Source organism: Tatumella sp. JGM130, from assembly GCF_018257525.1.
Classification (GTDB): Bacteria; Pseudomonadota; Gammaproteobacteria; order Enterobacterales; family Enterobacteriaceae; genus Tatumella; species Tatumella punctata.
Genome location: NZ_JAERJS010000038.1, coordinates 1 through 20,704 on the forward strand (window position 1 = coordinate 1; position 20,704 = coordinate 20,704).

Here is a 20,704-nt window from a genome sequence, read left to right on the forward strand (position 1 = left end):
ATACAGGAGCTTTAAAATGGAAAAATACAATGTTTATGAACTAAAAAAAAGTGATGTTGTTGAACATTATTATGATGCTTATTCCGAAGTGATTTACAATGCTATTACCGATAATGGTTTTATTGCAACTGCTAAAGATATTATTGATGATGACCAATTCCAATCTATTACTTCTTATTATGATAGTGTTAATGAATTTCATTTATATGATGTTTTATCATATTTAATAAACCGTAATTCTTTCGATATAGAAGAGTTTGAAGGAAAAGCAAACGAAGAAGAATATTCATATTTTTTAAATGATGTCTATGTTAAAGGAGATTTTAGTTTAAGTAAAAATGATTTAGTTAAAATACAATGTGACATTTTTTCAGAAAGAATATCAGATTTAGAAGAAGGTGGTTATTTAGAAGAATATTATAATGAAGATAGATTAATAATAGATAAACTTAGGGAAGTATCTAACTTTGATTTTTTTATTTCAAAAAAAGAAAATGAACTTATAAGAAAAGACTTATCTATTGAAAGTAACTCTGTTTCTAACAGAAAAAAGAGAATGTGATTTTTTATAGTGGTGGTAAGTATTATGATTGAAGAAGATAAATTTAAAGTTTTGGATTTAAATGATGGTATGGTATTAGAATATTTGAAAGATAAATATTATGACCATTTTGATATATCTATAAATAATAGTAATAATAAGGTCTTGAGTTTTTTTAATAGCTTGTATTCCGATGTTGGTATACTTGATTATTGTGAACCGATTATTGAAAATAATAACTTTTATAATAATGTTATTGATTATTATAAGGAAAATATCGAGAGTTATGATGATAAGCCTTTCGAATATGATGATTATAGGGAATATAATGGTGTTTGTGTTTATGACAATACGACAAATATTGATGCTAATGAACTTTTAGAATATGAAAAAGAGTTAATAACTGATTTTGTTAATAATGATTTGGGTAAATATAATTTTGATGAAAATCAGCTTGAATTTGTATTGATGGTTGCTGAGGAATATAAGACTGAAAATAAATCAAACTATAAAAATAATAATAAGTTTAGTATGTAATTACATTTTAAAGATATAAAAGATAGTATTACTGTAACCTTTCGTCTGTAAATTAAGGATATTCGGTAATACTATCTTTTTATTTTATAATTACTATTGATTAATATAAAAATATAAGTTATAAATATATTATATTAACGAATTAGTTAATAAAATATTAAATTAAAAAAGAGGGAAAATTTATGGAAGATTCAAAAATTAAAGAAATATATGAACTGATTGATAGGAAAATACAAACAGATCCAGAGTTAGAAGATTTAAAAGAAATGATAGATTCTGGTTTTTTGTATTACACAACAGAAAGAGAATATTTATCTATTGATGTAAGTGAATATCAATTCAGTGAGGATAACGATTATCAAAACTATATTATGACTTTTGAAGAGGATAAGTATTTAGATTTTGATCCTATAGTTTGGTATGACTCTGAAGGTACAAGTTATGACGAAGATTTGGATTCAGCATTGTTAAGATGTCAAGAGATAGGATTATTAATCGCTAATGATTATAATGTCGATTATGAAAAAGAAAACAAAAGTAAATTAAAAATAGTTTAATTATAATGTGAGGTTTTTATGTATAATGTCCTTAATGTTGATGAAAGTATTTTAAGTAATTTTTTAACTGATATTTATTATAATTATATATCTGGTACATTGGATGATTTGTCTGAATTCTTTCAAGATGTAGAAGACGGTTGTAATATTGATCTGGCTTTTAATTTTGAACAAGATAATGTATATTTAATGCTTTCTGAAATTCTCGATGGTAATATTGAGAATGTTAAAAAAGTAGAAAACATAGATACAAATTTGGGAAATAAAGTTAAATTAAAAAACGGTGATAATACAATAGATTATTATGTTTTTTGCCCTGCTATAACAGAAGAATATTTACTTAATGCTGAAAAAAATGCCATTGCTAATTTCTTTAAAAATACTTTTGATATAACGACTCACGATGACGAAGAAGAAATTGAATATGTGATTTCTGTTTGCGAAGATATTGGAGTTGATATTAAAAGTATAATAGCAAATAAAGAAAAAGAAGTTTTAACAAAAAATGAAAATATGAGCAATGATTTTAAAAGAAAAATAAAGAGAATGTAGTTGAAATTAAATTCTTATAACAGTGTTATTTTAATTGTTATGTAAAAATAGCACTGTTTTTATATATTAAAAATAAAATATATGGAAAAATTATCTCTATCTCTATCTCTATCTCTATTTATAATTATAATACATTATTAAAATATCACTATAATTGATTTATATTGAAAATAAAATCAGCAGATGATATAATAAGACCAGTTAAAAAACTTTTAAGAGGTCTTGTCTGTGGCTAATTATATACTTTCTAAAAACATTGCGAGCATTAGTGAACTTAAAAAAAACCCGATGGCAACTGTTCAATCCGGTCACGGAGATAGTGTTGTTATTTTAAATAGAAATGAACCTGCTTTTTACTGTGTGCCTCCTGCGATGTATGAAGTAATGATGGAAGTTATGGAGGATTTAGAATTATCAAAAATTATAAAAGATAGAGAAAATGAAAGAAGTGTTTCTGTAAATCTGGATGATTATCTATGATCTATAAAGTTGAGTTCTTAGAAACAGCACTTAAAGAATGGGAAAAACTAAACCCTAGCATTAGAACAATGTTTGCTAAGAAACTTAAAAAGTTACAAGAAAACCCGAAGATACCAAAAAACAAACTTCATTTAATGAAAGACTGTTATAAAATTAAATTAAAAACATCGGGTTATCGTCTTGTCTATAAAGTTATTGATGATCTCGTTATTATCCAAGTTATCGCAATAGGTGAAAGAGAAAAAAACGAAATATATAATAAAGCAAAGAATAGAAACTATTAAAATATTTATTGACTTATTTAATTAAAAAATATATTATTTTATAAACTAAATAATTAATTAAATGAGGTGCTTTATGGGAAGAGTTAAATTTAGAGGTAAAGATTTTAAGAAAGGTAATTTTAGAAGTGATTTAGATAATCACTTGATAACTATTAACTCGATTTTGAATGTTGATTATACAACAAAAACAAAAGAAGAATTCAAACAGGTTTTAGATAAAATACCTTACTTTAACAGTCTATTAATATCCAGAAGTAAGTGTGATAGTGAAGAACACTATAAAAAAGTTCTGGATATAGCTAATATGAGTTTAACTCTTGCTATAATAGACAGAAGAATGGGCTTTGTTAAACCTTACGATATTGAAAAACAGTATGCTTAATGTTGATTAAATAAAGCCTTTTTAACAGGCTTTATTTTTATATTACAACCTCATTTTCCTTGATTTTTTTTCTTCCAAACCTTCTTCATTGTTAACTAAACTTTCAAGTTTTTCTTTTTCAAGCATAAGTAAAAATTCAACTCCTAATTTATTATAATTACTGTTTTTATCATTATTCATTTTATCAGCAATGAATTCAAAAGCATTATCTCCATTATTATCCAAAATATCTTTCTTTGCTCCGTTTTTTAAATATAAATCTAATACCTTTTTATTTTCAGCATAAAAAAGAGGTGTTCTTCCAAGATGATCGACAGTGTTAACACTCAACCCGTTATCTATTAATATTTTTGCTTTATCAAAGTCATTTCCAGCATAAAATAAAGCCGTTCTTCCTAAATTATCTTTTTTATGAACATTGATAAAATTTGCTATCAAGATTTTTGAAGTCTCAAAATCACTATTGAATAAAGCATTTATCCCATTATCATTTACAGCATTTATTTCTACTCCTGCTTTTATTGCTCTCATTACTTTATTTTTAGAGCAAGGATAAAACAAACAAGTATTTCCATTATTATCTTTTAATTTAATATCTATACTATTCATAATGTGAGTTTTTGAATTATCATTATATCTGTTATTATAATATTGATCTGAATAATTATTTATAACAACATTATCGTTTTTTAGATCTACTATTTCACTATTTTTCAAATAGCAAAATTTATTTATATCAAGTTTAAAGATGCTATGTAATATGCTTATATAGTATTGTGGTTTTAATGATATCTTATTATGTAATTCATTGCTAACATTATCATTGAGGTCGAAATTATTTTGTTTTAATATTATCGATGCTCTTTTATCTACTGTCATATAATCTTCTTTAGTTTCTCTATTTTTAAAAAATATTTCAACGAGTGCTGTTTGTATATTATCACAATTTTTTAGTTTTATTCTTCCATCTAAATATAAATTAACTTCTTTTCTCTGTTGATCATTTTCAAAATAAAATCCGTATTTTTTCATTTCATCTTCAATTCCATCTTTTACTTTTATATTACTCATATTCTTCACTCCCTTTTTTTTCTTTTATTTTTTGTTTTAGATATTCTATTTTAAATTGCTCACTATATTTATTAGATTTTACTATTTTATAAACTTTATAATCAATTATTGCTTTACTTATTTTTGGAGAAATCATATAAAACAAAAATATAATATAAGGCAATAAAGGAAGTATTATTGTATTTTGTGATATTTCAGGCTTACCTTTTAAGATGTTTATTCCTATCATTGCCGAAAAACTTAGTATTGATAAAGTCATTAAAAAATTATTCATTCTCTTATCCATTTTTGTTACTCCTTTTAAATTTAACAAAATATCCCGCACACATAATAAATACAAACACTATTATTTCATTGTAGATGATATGTATTATTTTATGACCTTCAAATATTTTGTTTAATAACACGGTTGGTATAAAACTCAAAAACATTGATACAATGCTCAATATGATTGTTGTTACAAATAAATACTTTTCGAATAAATATCCTTTATCTTGTTTTTTAATATTTAATAATTTATCTATTTCTTCATCGATTTTCTTTAAACTCATTTTTATAGCCTCATTTTATTTGTTGATATAATAAATATAAGCATTTTATTAAATAAGTCAATAATATAATATTAACTTTTTAATTAATTTAACACTATTCATTTATATTATGTCATCCAATTGACAGAATCAATAAAATGAATTTAAATATCTATATATTTAATAAAATAATTAATTAATTAAATATTAAAACAAACAAACAAATTAAAAAGGAAGGTTCAAAATGACTAAAAGAATAATTTTATTTTCAACAATAATATTATCAATATTAGTTCCTCAGTTATGTTTTGCTGATACTAATGTTGATACTTCACAGTTAGCATCAAATGTAAATGAGACAAGTAAAAATGTTATTTACTTAATTAATGGTTTAGCTCTGCTGTTCGGTCTTCTTATGACTTATAAATCAGTTATGAGACTAAAAGAAATGGCTGATTCACCCCAGAAAGGAATTACTTTAGGTGGTCCTATTTTAATGATGGCTTGTGCTGCCTTTGTCGTTCAGTTTGCTTTTTCAATACAAGTAGGTTCTAACACTTTAGGAGCCTCAGGAAGTATGTTGTCTTTGGACTCACAGACACATACAAGTTCCGGTGATCAGACTTTAGAACAACTGATTAATGCTGCTTTGATGATGGTTAAAGCATTAGGGGTAGGAGCAAGCCTTGTTGCTTTCGTAAAACTTTATCAAAAAGGAGTTGGAGTTGGTGATGTAAAATACGGAGAAGTGTTTATTATGTTCGTGTCGGGTCTATGCTGTGTTCATATAGAATGGTTTATCAGTCTTATAATGAACACTTTCGGTGTCACATCGACTTTCCTCACTTTTACATAATCAAATTTAAGACAAAAAAAAGAGCCTTTATAGGCTCTTTTTCTTTTGGTGTGAATTACGGTAATTCGATATTTTCACTTTTTTCTTGATCGTTATTTTCAATCAAGAACTTATCAATACTTCCATGCTGTTCTTTGTAGTTTGCTAAAAACAGCGGAGTTCTGCCCTGGCCTGACCAGGTTTTTTCAGTGCCTGTTTCGTCAGTGTAAGCATACTTCGGTTTTTTTGGTGCCCGTGTCTTTTTGCCCTTTTTGCCAGCCTCAGGCAAAGCAAGAATTAAACGGAGAGGATCGTTTTCTTCTAAATCTTCTGCTGTGATACCTTCAAGAGAAGTTGCTGAAACGATTTCACGAATTTTAGAAAGAGCCTCTTCTTTCTGCTTTTTCTTCTCTTCTTGCTCGATAAACTTCAACTCATAAGAATCAATGAGATCTTTTAACTGATTTTTAGAGTTAGAAAACTCTTCAAAAGAAAGACGAGAAAGGATGCTGTTAAGTTGATTAACTACTACATCTGCTGTCATATTATATACCTTTTAAGTTTTGTTAGTTTTACTGTCTCTCTACTTCTTAAAACAATCATAGCATAATCATTCTAAAACAAAAACGTTTTTTTATCGGAGTTTTTAGTTTGTTTTTTGAGTTTTCAACGATTGTTTCAATAACTTTAACAAGCATCATTTCTTCAACAAGTTTTTCTTTCTCATTGAACAGGTACAAACTAAACTGGACACCTTTTTTTATCTCGATATTCTGCTGATAAAAAACCTTAATCAATGATTTAAAATATTTTGTCTTTTCTTCTTTTGATAAGTTACTGTTGGATATTTTATAAAGAGTTTCATCAACAAAATTGAAGTTTTTTACTTCCTTTTTAAAAATACTGTCTTCTCTGTCTTGGTTTCTAACAAAACCGTCTTTTATATTGAATTCTACAACATTGTTTTCTTCAACAGATGATTTCATTACACCTGAAAACTTTATTTCAAATATATTATAGTCTTTATAAATATAATGTTTTAATAAGTCATATTTTAGTATTGTTAAAACCTCTTCACTTATAAATGAAAAAACCCTACCTCTATCAATTTCAGCATTTATGATACTAAAAAAAGGGATAAGGAAAAATTCATAAAACCCTTTTTTTTCGTAGTTAAGTGTTATATCCAATTCTTTTATTTTATTAAAATAATTAATTCCATTCTCAATGTCTTTTTTACCATCGATCATTTTGGATTTTATCATTGTTAGATACTTAACGATAATAACGGATTCTTTATAGTTGAATTCTTTTTTCTTTGATAGGAATGAATTAATTAAACCAAAAACTTCTTTTGTTATTTTTTGTTTGTCGAAAATTATATCTTCTTTCTTTTCTTCATAAATATAATTTAATAAATCATACTCATAATTATTGCTGTCTTTGTCTATGTTATTAACACTGCTATCTATGTTCATTGATTCTAATATTTCTTTCATATGCTTACCTTAAAATCTTAGTTATTATTTCAATTGATAGATAAAAACATACTGAGCAAACAATCATTGTTAATATAGCATATTTAAAATTAACTCTGTCTTTATGAATGTAATCAAAAAATCGAGGGGTGATATATAATCGCTCACACTCTTTTTTATACTCAACATAATTATTTTTTTTCATTGCTATTATTAATTCTATTGTTGTTACTAAACTTTTTGCTGAAAAAGTAAGCGCGAATGTGAATATAGTGAGTAAGCTTAATGTTCTTAAACTTTCAAATAGAGTATTTAGTAATTGAGTTTCCATATTAATAATCCTTAATTTTATTATTCAATTTTTTAATTTAACTTATAATATAATTAAATATAATAATTATAAAATTGTCAAATTAATTCAAAGGATATCTTTATAAAAACTCAATATATATAACAATTCTTCGTTTTCTTCTTTATATTTATTATAGATTGATAAAATCAATGACTTATTAAAAGTATTAAGAGGGGATTTTTGATAATAAAGGGAAAGAAAGAGTTGTAGATCAATATTTTTTGAATTTAAGAAGAACAAAGAAATGAAGTCTATTTTACTATGACAAAGACTTAAACCGGTCTTCTTTATTTCTTCTATTGTTGATAGTGCTTTTTTTCGGTCATCATTAATTAAAGACATTTTTAGTCTTTTTGTGAAATATTCGTAATCGCTAATTCTTTGATTGAAAGTTTTCATTTTTCCAAAAAAAATCCCTAACAAAAAGTCGGGGATTAAAAAAAGGTAAAAAATATCACACAAAAAATGTGTTTAATATGACAAACTAAACTATAACATACTTACAGAGTTTTGTATATTTCTTTATCCCATCCTATTGTTTTTCTTACATAAAGAAGAACGGGAAATTCATCATCCCAAATCCCATAACGGCAAAATATGCTGCTCTCTGACAATGCCAGGGATTTAAAATTCTTACTCTTTTAGTCAATTGATAAAGGAAAGTTCCTCCACCATAACCAACTACTAACATAATGTAAAAAGCACTGATATGCCATTCTTTTGATAATGCTAAAACAAAGTTCATATAACCTAAAACAAATGTATCTACTGACATAATATTTTCTCTCTCTGTAAGTTTAATTTAATTTTCTGTTTCGTTGTTTGTTGGAATAAATATAGCGTACTTAAAAATCCACATCAACATTTTTTTAATTTATTTTTTTGATATTAATTTTAGTAATTAATATCAGGGAACACATTACTAATCTTTTTATAAATACTAAGTCTTTTCGCGGGGGTTTTTAAAGTCTTTAAACAATAACATTTGTATAAGAACGACCAATGTAAAGTTAACATCATTACTATTGATATAAGATAGTCTATTGTATACATACGAAACCCATCGTTAGTGATACTGTATACTGTATTGAAAACACAATAAGATGATACGAAAAACATAATATAACTTAATATAGAATATATTTTGTATGACTTTCTAATGTCTTCATTATTAAATTTATTCTTCTCAATCCAATATGACACATTACTGTTCTTTTCTAATTCTTTAATAGTATCTATTTTGTTTTTTATATCACTTAATGTTTTCTTGTTTCTTTCTATTCCTTTACCTACACTTCTTATTGAAGTAGAGAACGGATTAAAGAATGTTATTACTTTTTTAATTTTACTCATCGTCAATTCCTTTTTTTAGTTTTCTCTTTATTTTATTAAACAATATTTTAATAAAATGTCAACAGTAATATTTTATTAAATTTATTATTTATTAAATGTTTTGTTTATAATGAGCAAATAAAAAAGAGAGTTTCTCAACTCTCTTTTATTACCTCACATTTTTCATTTTATTTTTTTCGTCTTAGATTAAGTCTTGTTCTATCGTCAACAGCATTGTTTTTGTTTTTTTCTTTTCCCATTCTATTCATATTTGAAATACCGGCTCTTGCTCCTGCTGTTATAGCTGTGACACCTGTTGCTACAGCACCGGATGCTTTATCTACACTATTAGAGATATCACTTACTGAACTGCTCATAAGTTGTGAAGTTCTTCCTAACAATGACAACATCACATCTGGAAGTTTAGAAGATAGAGCAAGACAAGCCTTTGTATTGGCATAAGAGACAAGACCGTAAAGCACAATCTCAACCACTCCTGTAATCAACCCTTCAAATCCTGTTAATTTAGTATTGAAGATCGCTGTAAAGTTAAGAGCAATAAAATAGTGTGTGATTGGAAGTAAAGACCAACCGGCAAACAATCCTATGACACTGAACGGTATACGGGCTATCTCTTCAAGAAAGACAAGATAGATTTGGCCACTTCTACCAACAAAACCTTGAGGATCTGGATAGACAAGAGTTATCAAAGCAACAGTTACTGTACACATAGAGTTTATTAAACCTAAAATCCAGCCTGTAATCACTCCTAACCACATAACAACCGGCATTAGAGGTATAAGGAAGGTAAGAAGGATAGCGGGTATCCAAAGCCCCATAACCAACGGAGTGATAAAGGTGCTACCGATCCAGTTTACAGCAACAGAAGAACCGGGGATCGGTAATGTCACTATACCCAGAGTTACAAATCTGGCCTCTATACCGCCGATGCTTTTAAGTATCTTATAGCCTTCCTGCTGTTCAGTGAAAATTGGATTACTGTAGAAGTCAGTAGTCGATACAATGTCTCTAAAATTGACAAGATCGAGTATAGGACCAACAGCAAGTCTCATAAAGATACTGTCGTTTGAGTCTGTTTGTCCGACATCCCCTTTTGTGATAGCAGTGCTTGGCATTAGTTCACCCATCACTGTGTTATTGATATTATCAGATGAATTGATAGCACCTATCACAACGGGACCTAAACCTGTGTCTTTCAAACCTACATTGTTGATACCCACACCCGATGTTGTTGGTAATGTGTCTTTCTCTTGTTGTATCTCTCCCTGGACTATACCCATCGATGAAGGAAGTGCCCCATACATTGCGGGTCCCATTTTCATTATTTGAGAATAATTATTATTATTAATAAACTGTTGTGATAATTTATTCCCTTCATCAGTTAAAGCATTAGCATAAGAATTAGTCGCATCAGCAAACATTGTTTTATAAGTATCAATATTAAAACCTGGTGACATTTGATATTGAGCAAGTTGTAATGCTTTTTGATTTAAAGCGATCAATTGTTGTTCGTGAATTTGATTAAAATCTTGTTTTATAACTTGTAGTTTTGGAGCATTAACACTGTCAATAATATTTTCGTTTAAATCAATGTTATTACTTTTTGATGTGATCTCATAATCAATTGTTGAACATAAATTTCTACCTAACACGAAAGCCCCGGATTTATCACCGTAGGAAATCATTAAGTGAGTTACATCATTTCCATCAACAACAGTTCCGGTTGTCGTTGTGAAATTAGGTTTGATATTTTTAGAAGAAACTACTGCTAAAAATGAGTTCAAAGTTCCTTGTTCATCTAATTTATCGATGTAGTTTTGACTTTCCAAAATACATCTGTTCGCATTTACCATTTTAGATAAAAGTGGATATAGAGAATCATCAGCATACTTATTTGTCATTATTGAATTCTTAGGAGCATTATCTATTGCTACATTTCCAACTGCTGTTCCCAGGGCATTTGAAAAAGTAAAGCAATAATAAAGTAAAATAATAATAAGTGGAACACCATTAAAACCAGGCACTAACATTGTTACACATAATAAGACTTTTCCAGGATAAGAATAGCCTATGTTTTTTAAAGCGACTTTTCCGGTCATTGCTTGCGAAGTTGTTAATGCTATCACAGCATAAATAATACCGCCCATCCCTGACGGTAATAATATGCTTTCTATTATTACTTTTATCATTAAAGTGAATGCGGAACTGGCATTTGCTGTCGTTCCGTCTGTATTAAAGAAATGCCCCATTCCCTCCAATAACACATCATTTGAGTTGTTAGTAAAGTTAAATATATCTAATGCTGATGCTGTATTAGAAAACAGCAAAGTAAAAATAAAGCATATAAGTATTTTTACTTTTATATTGATTTTCATTTTCATTTTGACTTATCCTTTTGTTTATTTAATTTGTTTTTCCCTTGTTTTGATAGTAGGTACTATTTTAAAATTTTGGCTTATTCGTCTTTATTAAATCACTTTCATTTTTTTTTACAAGATCCTCCTTTTTTATGATGGTTAACTTCTCTTTTTTCTTTTCAGTGTTTGTTTCTTTGTTTTTATTTTCAAAATAGTTTTTATATAAGTGTTGGTGCTCTTTATTACAACTCACTTTGAATTTTTCATTATCAGGTAATTTCTCATTAATTATAGATATTTGCTTTAAAGCCTCTTCAACATAAGCGGAGTGTCCGTCTATGTGGAAATCTTTAATGTTTTTTTCGAAAGATAAAAATATAAGTGCTGTTACTTCGGCTTTTACATCAGGTAACTTTTCAATTTGATTGTTATTTTTAACTATTGATAATTTATCGGATTTTAAATCTACATATGCTCCGGATTTTAAATTTACTTTAATGCTATCTTTAAGAACTTCATAATTCTTAAAAATGGCTTTAAAACTATCGTTATCTAACATATTAAAATGATTAACAACAGATTTAAAATTATGCTCTTCATCGTTTTTTAAAGGAAGAGGTATAGAATCCATCATTTCTTCTTGTTTTTTCAAGTTCTCTTGTTTTTTATTTTCCTCTTTGTGTTTTTTCTCAGGGTTATTTGAATTCTCAAAGTTTTCAGTGAAAGTTATTTTTTCATTTGAAGAACAATATTTTTCAAATTCCTCTAAATCATCATCAAATTTTTCTTTTTTTTGGTTTGTTAAATTAGAAAGTGAGGTGCCGAATTCAGCATCTGCATCTCTAAGTACCTGATCTAAATATTTATTATTTCTTTTTGTATCGTTCATAGTATATTTCCTTTTAAATATTGACTTTTTATGTTAAGAGTAGTATTCTCGTACTATTACCGTTATATAACAGTGATACAACCGTAATATAACCATTAAAATGCTTTTCAGTTAATTGTCAATATAGATGTATATAAAAAAGTTAAATATTTAATTAAAGAGGAATTAAAAATGAGTCAAAATAAAAAAGTTATAATAATTGAAGTTTATAATGTAAAAGGAGGGATTGGTAAAACCACTTTAGTTAAAGCATTAGCATCGGGTTTTGCTAACGGCCTCTTGAGTTATAAAATGAACAGATATAAAGTCTGTGTTATAGATAAAGATCCTTTAAAATCTTGCTTTAACTTCTATAACTATGCTTTAGAAGTTGAAAGAACTGAAATTCAAAAAGAGTTATCTAAATCTCTCATAGAAAGAAGAAAAGAATATGAAGATAAAAGGAATGTGTGGGAGAATTGGAGTCAAAAATATAATATGCCCTATTTTTTAGATAATTTCAGCGAGGAAGTTATTACTGACCCAAAAGAAAGATTTCCTTTTGAAGTTTTTGAAAGCGACAAGAATGTTAATTTTGAAGATTATGATGTTGTTATCGTAGATCACCCCCCTCGCTTTACTCGTAATTTTTATGACAGTTCATTAATAATAATGCCTACTCGATTAGAAAGTGAGAGTTTTATTCCGACTTATGAAGACTATATTGAATTAATCAAAGATAGACATACTGTAATTACACCAAACTGTTATAATGAGAGTGTAAAAGATCAAAAAACAATATTTAATAAATACTTCAAATATGAAGATGAAGGTACTGAAACTTGTCTTAAAAACCAATATGATAGTAATTTTCCAACACGTGGTTTTATGAAAGAAAGGGCCTGTTATCAAAATACTTATCTTCACGGAGATACAATTTTCGGGAAAAGAATTTATCAATATCTACATTCAGCAAGAAAAGAAATAATGAGTGTTTATAGCGATATAAAGTTTCAAACCTACTTAGCAAGTCAACAAAATAAAAACATTAAATAATTAATAAGAAGAGGTAAATATGACAGATAAAAAAATAAGTGATTTTAATCACGATGATATATTAAGTTTTGTAAAAGGTGGTTTTTTTAAAGAAGAAAAAGAAAAGGAAAAAGAAAAAAAAGTTCACGAAGAAAAACCAAAAAAAACCATAACATATGAGTTAACAGACGACAAGAAAATTGAATTGTTCGGAGTTTTAGGAAGTAGAGGGTTTAAAAAAGAAGATCTTATTCAAATGAATTTAAAAATACTACCTTCAACAAATAAAAGATTGGAGCAATACAATGAAAAAAACAAACCTAAAGCAATAACATTATTATTAGAATATGCTCTTGATATGTTAGAAAAAGAAGGGAAAGGGATTGTTGGTTTTATTAAAGAGTAAACAATAAAGTTGATTATTTAGGTTTTTAATTAGGTTTCGATAGTTTTTTTTAATTTTTTTTAGGTTTTCATATGTTTTTTTAGAATTTGCTATTTACAAGTTAATTATATAGATGTAATTTATTATCATGTATTATAAAAATATATATTACTAAAAACTTTATAAGAGGTAGAAAATATGGCAACAAATGTAAATTTAGTAAAAAAAATAGGTACTGAAACAGGTAAAGAAAGAACTAAAAGGTATATGAGTAAAACCCTGACAGATAGTGAAGAGTTTGGGTTTCATAATAATGAAAAAGGAGAGGTTGAATATTTAAAATCACTTGGCGATAGTGCTACATACAACAATCCTTTTACTGATGATTATTTAGAAGAAGATATATTATTTGATATTATTCAACAATTTCAAAATAATAATGATTTAATATACTCACCAAAAAAAGTTAAAGATCACCTTATTTCTCAAGGGCATAAAGTTAAAAAATCGACAGAAAAAGCGATTGAAGAAAGAGATGGTTTTGAAAATACATTTATTTTATATCCTTTATATTCCGACTCATTATTAATGACAAGTAATGACTTAAAAGAGAGAAAAGAGGGATATAAGAACTTTATTAATTACTCAAAAGCCGTTGTTGAGATTATGAGAGATCCTGATTTATTATTCGAGGCAACGAAGTCTGGCCAAAATAATGAATTATATAAAGGTCCTTTTTCTGTATTAGAGTGGAACACACATATACAGGATAATCAACTCGCTCATAAACATATCACATACAATTCAAGAGCATTTAATAAGAAAGATAACACTCTTGGTCTTGAGTCTGGCGATAAAAAAATTACCTTTTTTGATGCTTTATCAAAATACATTAACGAGAAGTTAATCGAAAATAATTTAACACATCGCTTGAATGATACTCAAATAGAGACATTAAAAACTCCGGGATTTGCTTTTAAAATTTCCACAGAAAGCAGTGCTAATCCAGCATCGACAGGACTGGGTACTTCTATTGTGAATAACATAAAATCCTCATTATCACCTACTCAGCCTGTTAGCACTCCGACTACTCAGCCTGAAAGCACTCAGCCTGAAAGCACTCAACCTGAAAGCACTCAACCTGAAAGCACTTCACCTACACAACCCGCTGTATTCACTCAACAAGTTAAAAGTTTAAATAACACCTTAAATGAAAAAAATGAATATATTAAACAAATTCTTGAAAATAACGAAACAGAAGATGAAAAAGAAAAGCTTAATTCAAGTTTATTAGAAACATACAGTATTAAAAACACTGATGCTTTAAAAGAAGGTGATAACTTTTCAAGAGAACTATACAAAGAGTTAAATAAACAACTTGATGCTATCAATCAAATATCTAAAACAATAAAGATTGTTGAGAGCAATAAAGAGTTATTAAGCATTAATAATGAGCTACACATTGTTAATGATAACTTAAATTCAAATAAAATTAAACTCGAAAAAGAAAATTCAGATTTAATCGAAAACAATACTTCTTTAAGTAGTGAAATTAAAACTCTCAATGAAAATATTGAAACAATTACTGAAGAAAGAGATGGTTTACAATTAGATAATGGTGAATTGAAAAAAACTATCACTACATTAGAAAATGAAAACAGTGGTTTAACTAACAAAGTTCAAGAACAATATGAAAAAATAGAAGAATTGAGTGCTGAACTAAAAGAGGTAGAAATAGAAAAAACCACATTAGAAGAGGACTTGACAGAAAAAGAAACTGAACTTTCCTCTGTTAAAAAACAATTGTCTGAATCAAATGATAAAAATAATTTGTTGATGAGTAAAGTCAGTGAACTTGAAAATGAACTTGATAAGTCTAATAAGCAAATAGTTTACTTAAAAGGGCAAAACGAAAGAATAAAAACCGATTATACAGAAAAAACAAAACGACTTACAGAACAATATAATCAAGAAAATATTGAGAAGAATGATGCTCTTATAAAACTTAGAGAGGCATTATCTAAAGTTAAATTAGCCGAAATTGATAATAACACTCTCAATCAAGAAATAAAACTCAAAGATAAAGAGATCGATAATTTAAGACAAGATATTTCTTTTGCCGAAAACCTAAAAGACAAACTCACTAAAGATAAAGAGCAATTAAATATCGAGAATAAAAAACTGAATAACAATACTGAGTCTTTAAAGAGCGATTTACTGTTAATTTCAAAAATCTTTTTCGAAAGAGCACCAGAATTAATGAGTGAGCAAGAATTTAAAGAGATTTTGAATTCAACTGAAAGTTTTAAAGATGACTCAGATGGTAGTAATAAAATCGCAAACAGATTTGTTAAAACTCAACAAGAGAACAACAACAATGGACCAAAAATTAAATAAAAGAAAAAGGAAGGTATATTATGGATCTAAAAATAGAGTATTTGAATGATTTAGAAAAGTTAGTTGAACAAAATGAAGAGCCGGGGGAAACTCCGGCGGTAATGGAATTAAAAAGTAACTTTATAGAAGAGAATGAAATCAAAAACATTGATTTAAAAAAACTTCCTTCTGTTTATTATAAATACACAAAGTATGCTATTTTCTATAATACAATTAATTCCAATAATAAAGATAGAATTAAAAATTTAATGTCAACTTTAAGAGAAAATGATACAATATTAGAAAAACTTCAATTATTGAGTAGATTTGAAGGAGTTAATAACTCTTTTGATTTAGAAGATATTTTAACTGACATTGTTAAAATATCTATTAATGAATATTATTATGAAAAGTTAGATTTCAAAAGAAAAAGCAAATTAGAAAACTTCGTTAAAGAAATTAATAAAAGTTTGAAATCGTATGGTTTCAAACTTTTATTAAAAGAACTTAAAAAATTCGAAATGTATTATCAACAGCACGATAATTTTATAAGTTACTTTTATAATGATAATATCTATGCTAACTCATTTTTTGGAATAGAAAAACCGAGTGATTACTATAATCTATATAAATTAACCTCTAATTCTATTTCAAAAAAAGCGAATAATAAATTTAGCGATACTTTCGTTTTTTATAGCGAATATCAATTCAAAAGAGGTTTATTCAAAGACGATAACTCTAAAAACTTGCCTCTACATTTTATAATGTTAGATTTATTCAGGAAGAACTGTAGATTTACTTGTGTAAAGTCTAATATAAGTGACTTATTAAACCTTTTCAATTCTGTTTATAGAAAATCAGTTAGAGATAACAATGTTGATTTTATAAAAGAAAAGATACAAAACTACATCACTGAGTTTTATGTTTTTAATGATAACACTATAGATATTCTGTTTGATGAAAAGTATAAATATTATTACTTTAAAGATAATAAGTTTGTTGAAGAAAACGACATTCAATACGAAAAAGCAAAAAGTAGTAATATTTTAAAAAGTTTACTTTACATTTAATCAAACTAATGTATATATATTAGTATGGTAATATAACCGTAATATTACAGTAATATCGCGGTTATATTACCGAGGTTAAAATAAAAAATAAAGGTGTTAATATGACAAACAAAAAAGACATTGATTATAATAAAAAATTTAAAACTTACAAACTTTTAGATAACAACGAACCTTCAACTGTTTTGAGAGAGATAAAAGTATCTTACATTGAAGATTTTGTTTTATTTGAACCGATTCAATCTGTTCAATATCACGATCATAGACCTCTTGATTTACTCGCAAATGAAAATTTTAGTGTATTCGAAGAGGAAACATTATGGTATGAAGATAATGAATACATTATGACAAGCGAAGGGGTTTATACAAAAGCCAGTGATAAAAGTGATAATGTTTTTATCTATGATTTAGAAATTATCTATCCCATTATCTGTTGTGGAATTTTAGAGCCGAAAAATGCTCGTGATAAAAAAGTTCATTACAGTATTAAGTTTAAAATATCTGGTTTAAGTACAGACGAAAGTAAAGAATACAGTAGAAAAAGTCGATACTGTATGTGCTCTCTCCCCTCTAATGAAATGTTCACATACGATGCAAAAGGCTCTACTCCAAAACATCAGGATCGTGGATGGGGGACTGAGCAAGACCATTCTAAGAAAAAGGTATTGAGCAAAATACTATCTCGCACATCAGCAATAGCACCGGTTAGAGAAGGCTATAAAACAGTAGGCTGGCAGATCAAGAAAGCAGTAGTCAAAGATGAGAGTACAGGTGTAGATACTATCGTTATAGCAGACTTAGAACACATTACCCCTAACCATCATCGATACATCGGTGATAACTATGAATACTTAGATTGCCAGGGGTCCTATGGTATCTATAGAGAGACACAAGAGAAGTTAATCATTAACTCCCCACTGTACGCCCTGGGAAACTGTTTTGGTTTCTCTTCTTTAGTGAAAGGTATGTTTGAAGTCCACCCTGTTATCAATGTTAACTTTAACCTGTATGGTCCTCCACACAAAGGTAAGAGCACAATACTGTTGGGTATCTTACTCAACTTCACTAACCAGAACCTGGGAGTGAGTAATAGCCAGTCAACATTCGTAGGGCTTGAGAATGAACTTTATGACAAGAACAATTTCTGTGTATTCATAGAAGAGTATGATGATCTGTTTGTGAAAGATCCCCGTAATGCTATCTCACAACAAGTAAGTCTGGCCAATGGTGGTGGTAGGAAGAAATCAGGGGCTGAGAGTAAGTATTTTTACAGTAGTATCATTTCAACCAGTAATGAAAACTTAGACAAGATAGTAAGTAGTGTTAAAGATGCCGAGTTGAAAGGTGAGGCTTTAAAAGGTAGGGTTCAGCAATTCGACATTATGAATCCTGATTTACACACTTTCATTGAAAAACCTCTGTATGACGAGGACGGGGCTGAACTAAAAGACCAAAACGGAAATACTGTTTACAACTTAAAAGTTAATACTTGTATTGAACTACTAAAAGAAAATTACGGATGGGGATATAACTTAGCGATTGATTTTCTAAAAAGAAAAAGACACCTTTTAAAAGGTATCTATGATAAAAAAATGGCTGAGTATAAAGATAGAAAACTTTTAGAAAATCACGAACAAAAAGATCGTGTGCTCTCTACTTTATGTTATATGAGTATTGGCATAGAAATAATAAGAGAAGTCATCAGCGAAAAAGCAGCGAATGCTTGTATCGAGGCTTTAACTATTTACGAACAAATGTTAGAAAAAGAGTTATTAGTAAAATCTCCTGAAATGAAAAGTAAGGAAGAGATTATTAGGCTTTTAAGAGCAGTGGCTTACTCACCTCAATCTGTTTATTGGTCAAATTTTGCCTACAGTATGGAAAGTAAAGATTGCTCAAAAGAAAGAAAAGTTAAAATACAAACTGAAAAAGCACACGAATTAAATTCCCAAACAAGCCCTAAACATATCTCAATAAGACAAAACAGGGTTTTTGATGATGTGTTTGATTTTGATTGCGAAGTTATCATATCAAGAGAAGATTTTTATATTAACGGAGAACTTTTTACTAAATCAAAATTAGAAGAAGTTGCTGAAAGTTTAAACCTGTTTAAGATAGAGAAAAATGGAAAAAACAGAGTTAAAGTAGTTAAAGGGGTTAAGAGATTGAGAAATGATGAAAGTGATTTTTTTAACGGAGAAGTTAGCGGGTTAATTAAATTCAATATTAATTTAAGAGATTTGATAAACGATGAGGCGGAATTACAATCATTAGTTAATGATCTTGCCGGGGTTGATACCTATAAAACAATCGAAAGTGATATTGATTTTAAAGATTTACCTGAACCAGTAAAAACAACAGAAATAAAAAGAGAAAAAGATATAGAAGTTGTTGATGCTTTAAATGCTTTCTTTGATAACTAAATATAGAAAACAAAACAAGATTAATTAAAAGAGCCTTTAAAGGCTCTTTTTTATTGCTTTTTATCTTTTATTATTAAAATATTTAATATTATATAATTGACAATATTAAATTAAAATGATAAATAATATTATATTCACCAATATTTTAATTAAATAAAAAAGAGAGGTTATATGCTAATTAAAGAAATTACGAGCAAAAATAATGTATATCAATTATTAACGACATTGAGTGTTACTGAAAATGAAGGTTCTATAATGCAGATATCGATCATAAGTTATGATATAGAAAAACAACAATCAAAGAAGAAAGTAAAATTGAGAATGCCTAAATATTGTGATTTTATCTATAAAAATAGATTCCGTTTTACGGGGGGGACTGAAAATAGAGCACATCTAAAAGATAAGACAGAAGGTATAGAAGAGTTATTTTATGAATTCATTTATGAGTATTATGATAATTTAAAAAATGAACTTGAATTAAAATTATATGAACAATTTCAAAGTGAAGTTAGATCTGATATACAAAATAAAATATTAAATCTTTATAAAAACATCAACACTTTAGATAAAGAAAACATACAGTTAAAAGAAATACTATCTTCTTTCTATAAATCAAATAAAATATATAATGAAATTGAGACTATAAAAGAAGAAGTGGAAAATATAAGGAAATTAGAAGATATTGAAAGAATAAAAAAAGGAGAAAAAAATGAGACAGATAAAAATTGGAAGTAAACAGTTAATTAATTTAATGGAATTTTCTTTTGATAATAAAAAGTATAATTCTTATCTCGATTATTATAATAATGATGTAGTATACAAAGAAATTGAATTTACCAAAAAAACAATAATTAATGGGAAGGAAAATAACTATCAGTATAGTTTTCATCAATTTTTAACTCACCAATTAATTTTGAAAGATCTTTCTGTTAATTTTAAAATTGATGAAAACAATATTGAGTTAAAAGTTGAATTGCCGGATGTAAGATATAATTTAATTAAACAATTTAATATGGATGAAAGAGAGCATTTTTTATTTAATACATATATTGTTATATTACCAGAAAGCGATTTTTCATTACATTTTTGCTTTGAATATATGTACCCCGGTGATTTAGTTTGTGATTACATTGAAATATATAAAGGTGGTGAGTTAGTTAAGAAGATAAGTAGGATGGAATACTGGTTGATGATTTTGAGTTTTAGTGAATACTTAAAAAAGCCAAAGGAGGGGGTTTAAT

24 protein-coding genes are annotated in these 20,704 nt (G+C 27.3%); 15 read left to right on the forward strand and 9 right to left on the reverse strand.

The genetic code is table 11. The features are described 5' to 3' along the window. The 7 genes from JK211_RS14400 to JK211_RS14430 all read left to right on the forward strand — a co-directional run. Positions 1-562, forward strand: a 562-nt coding sequence (locus JK211_RS14400; protein ID WP_212709368.1) for a hypothetical protein, incomplete at its 5' end; no start/stop codon positions are given. 24 nt (positions 563-586) lie between these two features. Beyond that, complete coding sequence (locus JK211_RS14405) at positions 587-1,078, forward strand: hypothetical protein (protein ID WP_212709369.1); 492 nt, start codon at positions 587-589, stop codon at positions 1,076-1,078. Between the two features lie 182 nt (positions 1,079-1,260). Continuing rightward, a complete protein-coding gene (locus tag JK211_RS14410) occupies positions 1,261-1,635 on the forward strand; it encodes a hypothetical protein (RefSeq protein WP_212709370.1) in 375 nt (124 codons plus the stop codon). An 18-nt stretch (positions 1,636-1,653) separates the two neighbouring features. Further along, the gene (locus JK211_RS14415) at positions 1,654-2,187 is read left to right on the forward strand and encodes a hypothetical protein (RefSeq protein ID WP_212709371.1); all 534 of its coding nucleotides are present in this window, start codon (positions 1,654-1,656) and stop codon (positions 2,185-2,187) included. 228 nt (positions 2,188-2,415) lie between these two features. Continuing rightward, positions 2,416-2,667 carry a type II toxin-antitoxin system Phd/YefM family antitoxin gene (locus JK211_RS14420; protein WP_212709372.1) on the forward strand — a complete coding sequence of 84 codons (252 nt, stop codon included), beginning with the start codon at positions 2,416-2,418 and terminating at the stop codon, positions 2,665-2,667. After that, the gene (locus JK211_RS14425; protein ID WP_212709373.1) at positions 2,664-2,951 is read left to right on the forward strand and encodes a type II toxin-antitoxin system RelE/ParE family toxin; all 288 of its coding nucleotides are present in this window, start codon (positions 2,664-2,666) and stop codon (positions 2,949-2,951) included. The genes JK211_RS14420 and JK211_RS14425 overlap by 4 nt, the downstream gene beginning before the upstream one ends. Positions 2,952-3,024: 73 nt before the next feature. After that, on the forward strand, positions 3,025-3,333 hold the full coding sequence (locus JK211_RS14430) for a hypothetical protein (protein ID WP_212709374.1): 309 nt from the start codon (positions 3,025-3,027) through the stop codon (positions 3,331-3,333). 42 nt (positions 3,334-3,375) lie between these two features. On the opposite strand, the gene JK211_RS14435 is transcribed toward JK211_RS14430, so the two are convergent. From JK211_RS14435 to JK211_RS14445, 3 genes are read right to left on the reverse strand one after another with little or no spacing between them, the layout of a single operon-like run. Further along, positions 3,376-4,404, reverse strand: coding sequence for an ankyrin repeat domain-containing protein (locus JK211_RS14435; RefSeq protein WP_212709375.1), 1,029 nt, complete (start codon positions 4,402-4,404; stop codon positions 3,376-3,378). After that, positions 4,397-4,690 (reverse strand): hypothetical protein, encoded by a 294-nt coding sequence (locus tag JK211_RS14440; protein WP_212709376.1) that lies wholly within the window; start codon positions 4,688-4,690, stop codon positions 4,397-4,399. Before JK211_RS14440 ends, JK211_RS14435 begins: the two co-directional genes overlap by 8 nt. Beyond that, positions 4,683-4,955 (reverse strand): hypothetical protein, encoded by a 273-nt coding sequence (locus JK211_RS14445; protein WP_212709377.1) that lies wholly within the window; start codon positions 4,953-4,955, stop codon positions 4,683-4,685. Before JK211_RS14445 ends, JK211_RS14440 begins: the two co-directional genes overlap by 8 nt. 223 nt (positions 4,956-5,178) lie before the next feature. Between JK211_RS14445 and JK211_RS14450 the strand changes: the two genes are divergently transcribed. Further along, complete coding sequence (locus JK211_RS14450; RefSeq protein WP_212709378.1) at positions 5,179-5,790, forward strand: hypothetical protein; 612 nt, start codon at positions 5,179-5,181, stop codon at positions 5,788-5,790. A 55-nt stretch (positions 5,791-5,845) separates the two neighbouring features. Here JK211_RS14450 and JK211_RS14455 read toward each other — a convergent pair whose 3' ends face one another. The 6 genes from JK211_RS14455 to JK211_RS14480 all read right to left on the reverse strand — a co-directional run bounded on the left by JK211_RS14455 (position 5,846) and on the right by JK211_RS14480 (position 12,198). Continuing rightward, entirely contained in the window at positions 5,846-6,313 is a 468-nt protein-coding gene (locus JK211_RS14455; RefSeq protein ID WP_212709379.1) for an H-NS family nucleoid-associated regulatory protein, read from the reverse strand. A gap of 55 nt (positions 6,314-6,368) precedes the next feature. Then, entirely contained in the window at positions 6,369-7,268 is a 900-nt protein-coding gene (locus tag JK211_RS14460; protein WP_212709380.1) for a hypothetical protein, read from the reverse strand. Between the two features lie 4 nt (positions 7,269-7,272). Next, complete coding sequence (locus tag JK211_RS14465; protein WP_212709381.1) at positions 7,273-7,578, reverse strand: hypothetical protein; 306 nt, start codon at positions 7,576-7,578, stop codon at positions 7,273-7,275. Between the two features lie 565 nt (positions 7,579-8,143). Then, a complete protein-coding gene (locus JK211_RS14470; RefSeq protein ID WP_212709382.1) occupies positions 8,144-8,374 on the reverse strand; it encodes a hypothetical protein in 231 nt (76 codons plus the stop codon). Positions 8,375-9,119: 745 nt separating this feature from the next. Next, positions 9,120-11,333: a hypothetical protein gene (locus JK211_RS14475; protein WP_212709383.1), complete on the reverse strand. Its 2,214-nt coding sequence runs from the start codon at positions 11,331-11,333 to the stop codon at positions 9,120-9,122. 61 nt (positions 11,334-11,394) lie between these two features. Next, a complete protein-coding gene (locus tag JK211_RS14480) occupies positions 11,395-12,198 on the reverse strand; it encodes a hypothetical protein (protein ID WP_212709384.1) in 804 nt (267 codons plus the stop codon). A gap of 171 nt (positions 12,199-12,369) precedes the next feature. Here JK211_RS14480 and JK211_RS14485 point away from each other — a divergent pair, with 171 nt between their 5' ends. From JK211_RS14485 to JK211_RS14515, 7 genes are all read left to right on the forward strand, one after another. Continuing rightward, entirely contained in the window at positions 12,370-13,233 is an 864-nt protein-coding gene (locus JK211_RS14485; RefSeq protein WP_212709385.1) for a ParA family protein, read from the forward strand. A gap of 19 nt (positions 13,234-13,252) precedes the next feature. Then, entirely contained in the window at positions 13,253-13,618 is a 366-nt protein-coding gene (locus tag JK211_RS14490; RefSeq protein ID WP_212709386.1) for a hypothetical protein, read from the forward strand. A 177-nt stretch (positions 13,619-13,795) separates the two neighbouring features. Further along, entirely contained in the window at positions 13,796-15,994 is a 2,199-nt protein-coding gene (locus JK211_RS14495) for a hypothetical protein (protein ID WP_212709387.1), read from the forward strand. 20 nt (positions 15,995-16,014) lie between these two features. Further along, a complete protein-coding gene (locus tag JK211_RS14500; RefSeq protein WP_212709388.1) occupies positions 16,015-17,043 on the forward strand; it encodes a hypothetical protein in 1,029 nt (342 codons plus the stop codon). Positions 17,044-17,144: 101 nt separating this feature from the next. Then, a complete protein-coding gene (locus tag JK211_RS14505) occupies positions 17,145-19,463 on the forward strand; it encodes a DUF927 domain-containing protein (protein WP_212709389.1) in 2,319 nt (772 codons plus the stop codon). A 171-nt stretch (positions 19,464-19,634) separates the two neighbouring features. Beyond that, on the forward strand, positions 19,635-20,198 hold the full coding sequence (locus tag JK211_RS14510; RefSeq protein WP_212709390.1) for a hypothetical protein: 564 nt from the start codon (positions 19,635-19,637) through the stop codon (positions 20,196-20,198). Next, positions 20,173-20,703 carry a hypothetical protein gene (locus tag JK211_RS14515; RefSeq protein WP_212709391.1) on the forward strand — a complete coding sequence of 177 codons (531 nt, stop codon included), beginning with the start codon at positions 20,173-20,175 and terminating at the stop codon, positions 20,701-20,703. Before JK211_RS14510 ends, JK211_RS14515 begins: the two co-directional genes overlap by 26 nt. The last annotated feature ends 1 nt before the right edge of the window (position 20,704 follow it).

Excerpts from the sequence above, each read along its gene's own strand:
- JK211_RS14405 (WP_212709369.1), top strand. The coding sequence starts at position 587 with ATGATTGAAGAAGATAAATTTAAAGTTTTGGATTTAAATGATGGTATG.
- JK211_RS14410 (WP_212709370.1), top strand. The coding sequence starts at position 1,261 with ATGGAAGATTCAAAAATTAAAGAAATATATGAACTGATTGATAGGAAA.
- JK211_RS14415 (WP_212709371.1), top strand. The coding sequence starts at position 1,654 with ATGTATAATGTCCTTAATGTTGATGAAAGTATTTTAAGTAATTTTTTA.
- JK211_RS14425 (WP_212709373.1), top strand. The coding sequence starts at position 2,664 with ATGATCTATAAAGTTGAGTTCTTAGAAACAGCACTTAAAGAATGGGAA.
- JK211_RS14430 (WP_212709374.1), top strand. The coding sequence starts at position 3,025 with ATGGGAAGAGTTAAATTTAGAGGTAAAGATTTTAAGAAAGGTAATTTT.
- JK211_RS14435 (WP_212709375.1), bottom strand. The coding sequence starts at position 4,404 with ATGAGTAATATAAAAGTAAAAGATGGAATTGAAGATGAAATGAAAAAA.
- JK211_RS14440 (WP_212709376.1), bottom strand. The coding sequence starts at position 4,690 with ATGGATAAGAGAATGAATAATTTTTTAATGACTTTATCAATACTAAGT.
- JK211_RS14445 (WP_212709377.1), bottom strand. The coding sequence starts at position 4,955 with ATGAGTTTAAAGAAAATCGATGAAGAAATAGATAAATTATTAAATATT.
- JK211_RS14450 (WP_212709378.1), top strand. The coding sequence starts at position 5,179 with ATGACTAAAAGAATAATTTTATTTTCAACAATAATATTATCAATATTA.
- JK211_RS14455 (WP_212709379.1), bottom strand. The coding sequence starts at position 6,313 with ATGACAGCAGATGTAGTAGTTAATCAACTTAACAGCATCCTTTCTCGT.
- JK211_RS14460 (WP_212709380.1), bottom strand. The coding sequence starts at position 7,268 with ATGAAAGAAATATTAGAATCAATGAACATAGATAGCAGTGTTAATAAC.
- JK211_RS14465 (WP_212709381.1), bottom strand. The coding sequence starts at position 7,578 with ATGGAAACTCAATTACTAAATACTCTATTTGAAAGTTTAAGAACATTA.
- JK211_RS14470 (WP_212709382.1), bottom strand. The coding sequence starts at position 8,374 with ATGTCAGTAGATACATTTGTTTTAGGTTATATGAACTTTGTTTTAGCA.
- JK211_RS14475 (WP_212709383.1), bottom strand. The coding sequence starts at position 11,333 with ATGAAAATGAAAATCAATATAAAAGTAAAAATACTTATATGCTTTATT.
- JK211_RS14480 (WP_212709384.1), bottom strand. The coding sequence starts at position 12,198 with ATGAACGATACAAAAAGAAATAATAAATATTTAGATCAGGTACTTAGA.
- JK211_RS14485 (WP_212709385.1), top strand. The coding sequence starts at position 12,370 with ATGAGTCAAAATAAAAAAGTTATAATAATTGAAGTTTATAATGTAAAA.
- JK211_RS14490 (WP_212709386.1), top strand. The coding sequence starts at position 13,253 with ATGACAGATAAAAAAATAAGTGATTTTAATCACGATGATATATTAAGT.
- JK211_RS14495 (WP_212709387.1), top strand. The coding sequence starts at position 13,796 with ATGGCAACAAATGTAAATTTAGTAAAAAAAATAGGTACTGAAACAGGT.
- JK211_RS14500 (WP_212709388.1), top strand. The coding sequence starts at position 16,015 with ATGGATCTAAAAATAGAGTATTTGAATGATTTAGAAAAGTTAGTTGAA.
- JK211_RS14505 (WP_212709389.1), top strand. The coding sequence starts at position 17,145 with ATGACAAACAAAAAAGACATTGATTATAATAAAAAATTTAAAACTTAC.
- JK211_RS14510 (WP_212709390.1), top strand. The coding sequence starts at position 19,635 with ATGCTAATTAAAGAAATTACGAGCAAAAATAATGTATATCAATTATTA.
- JK211_RS14515 (WP_212709391.1), top strand. The coding sequence starts at position 20,173 with ATGAGACAGATAAAAATTGGAAGTAAACAGTTAATTAATTTAATGGAA.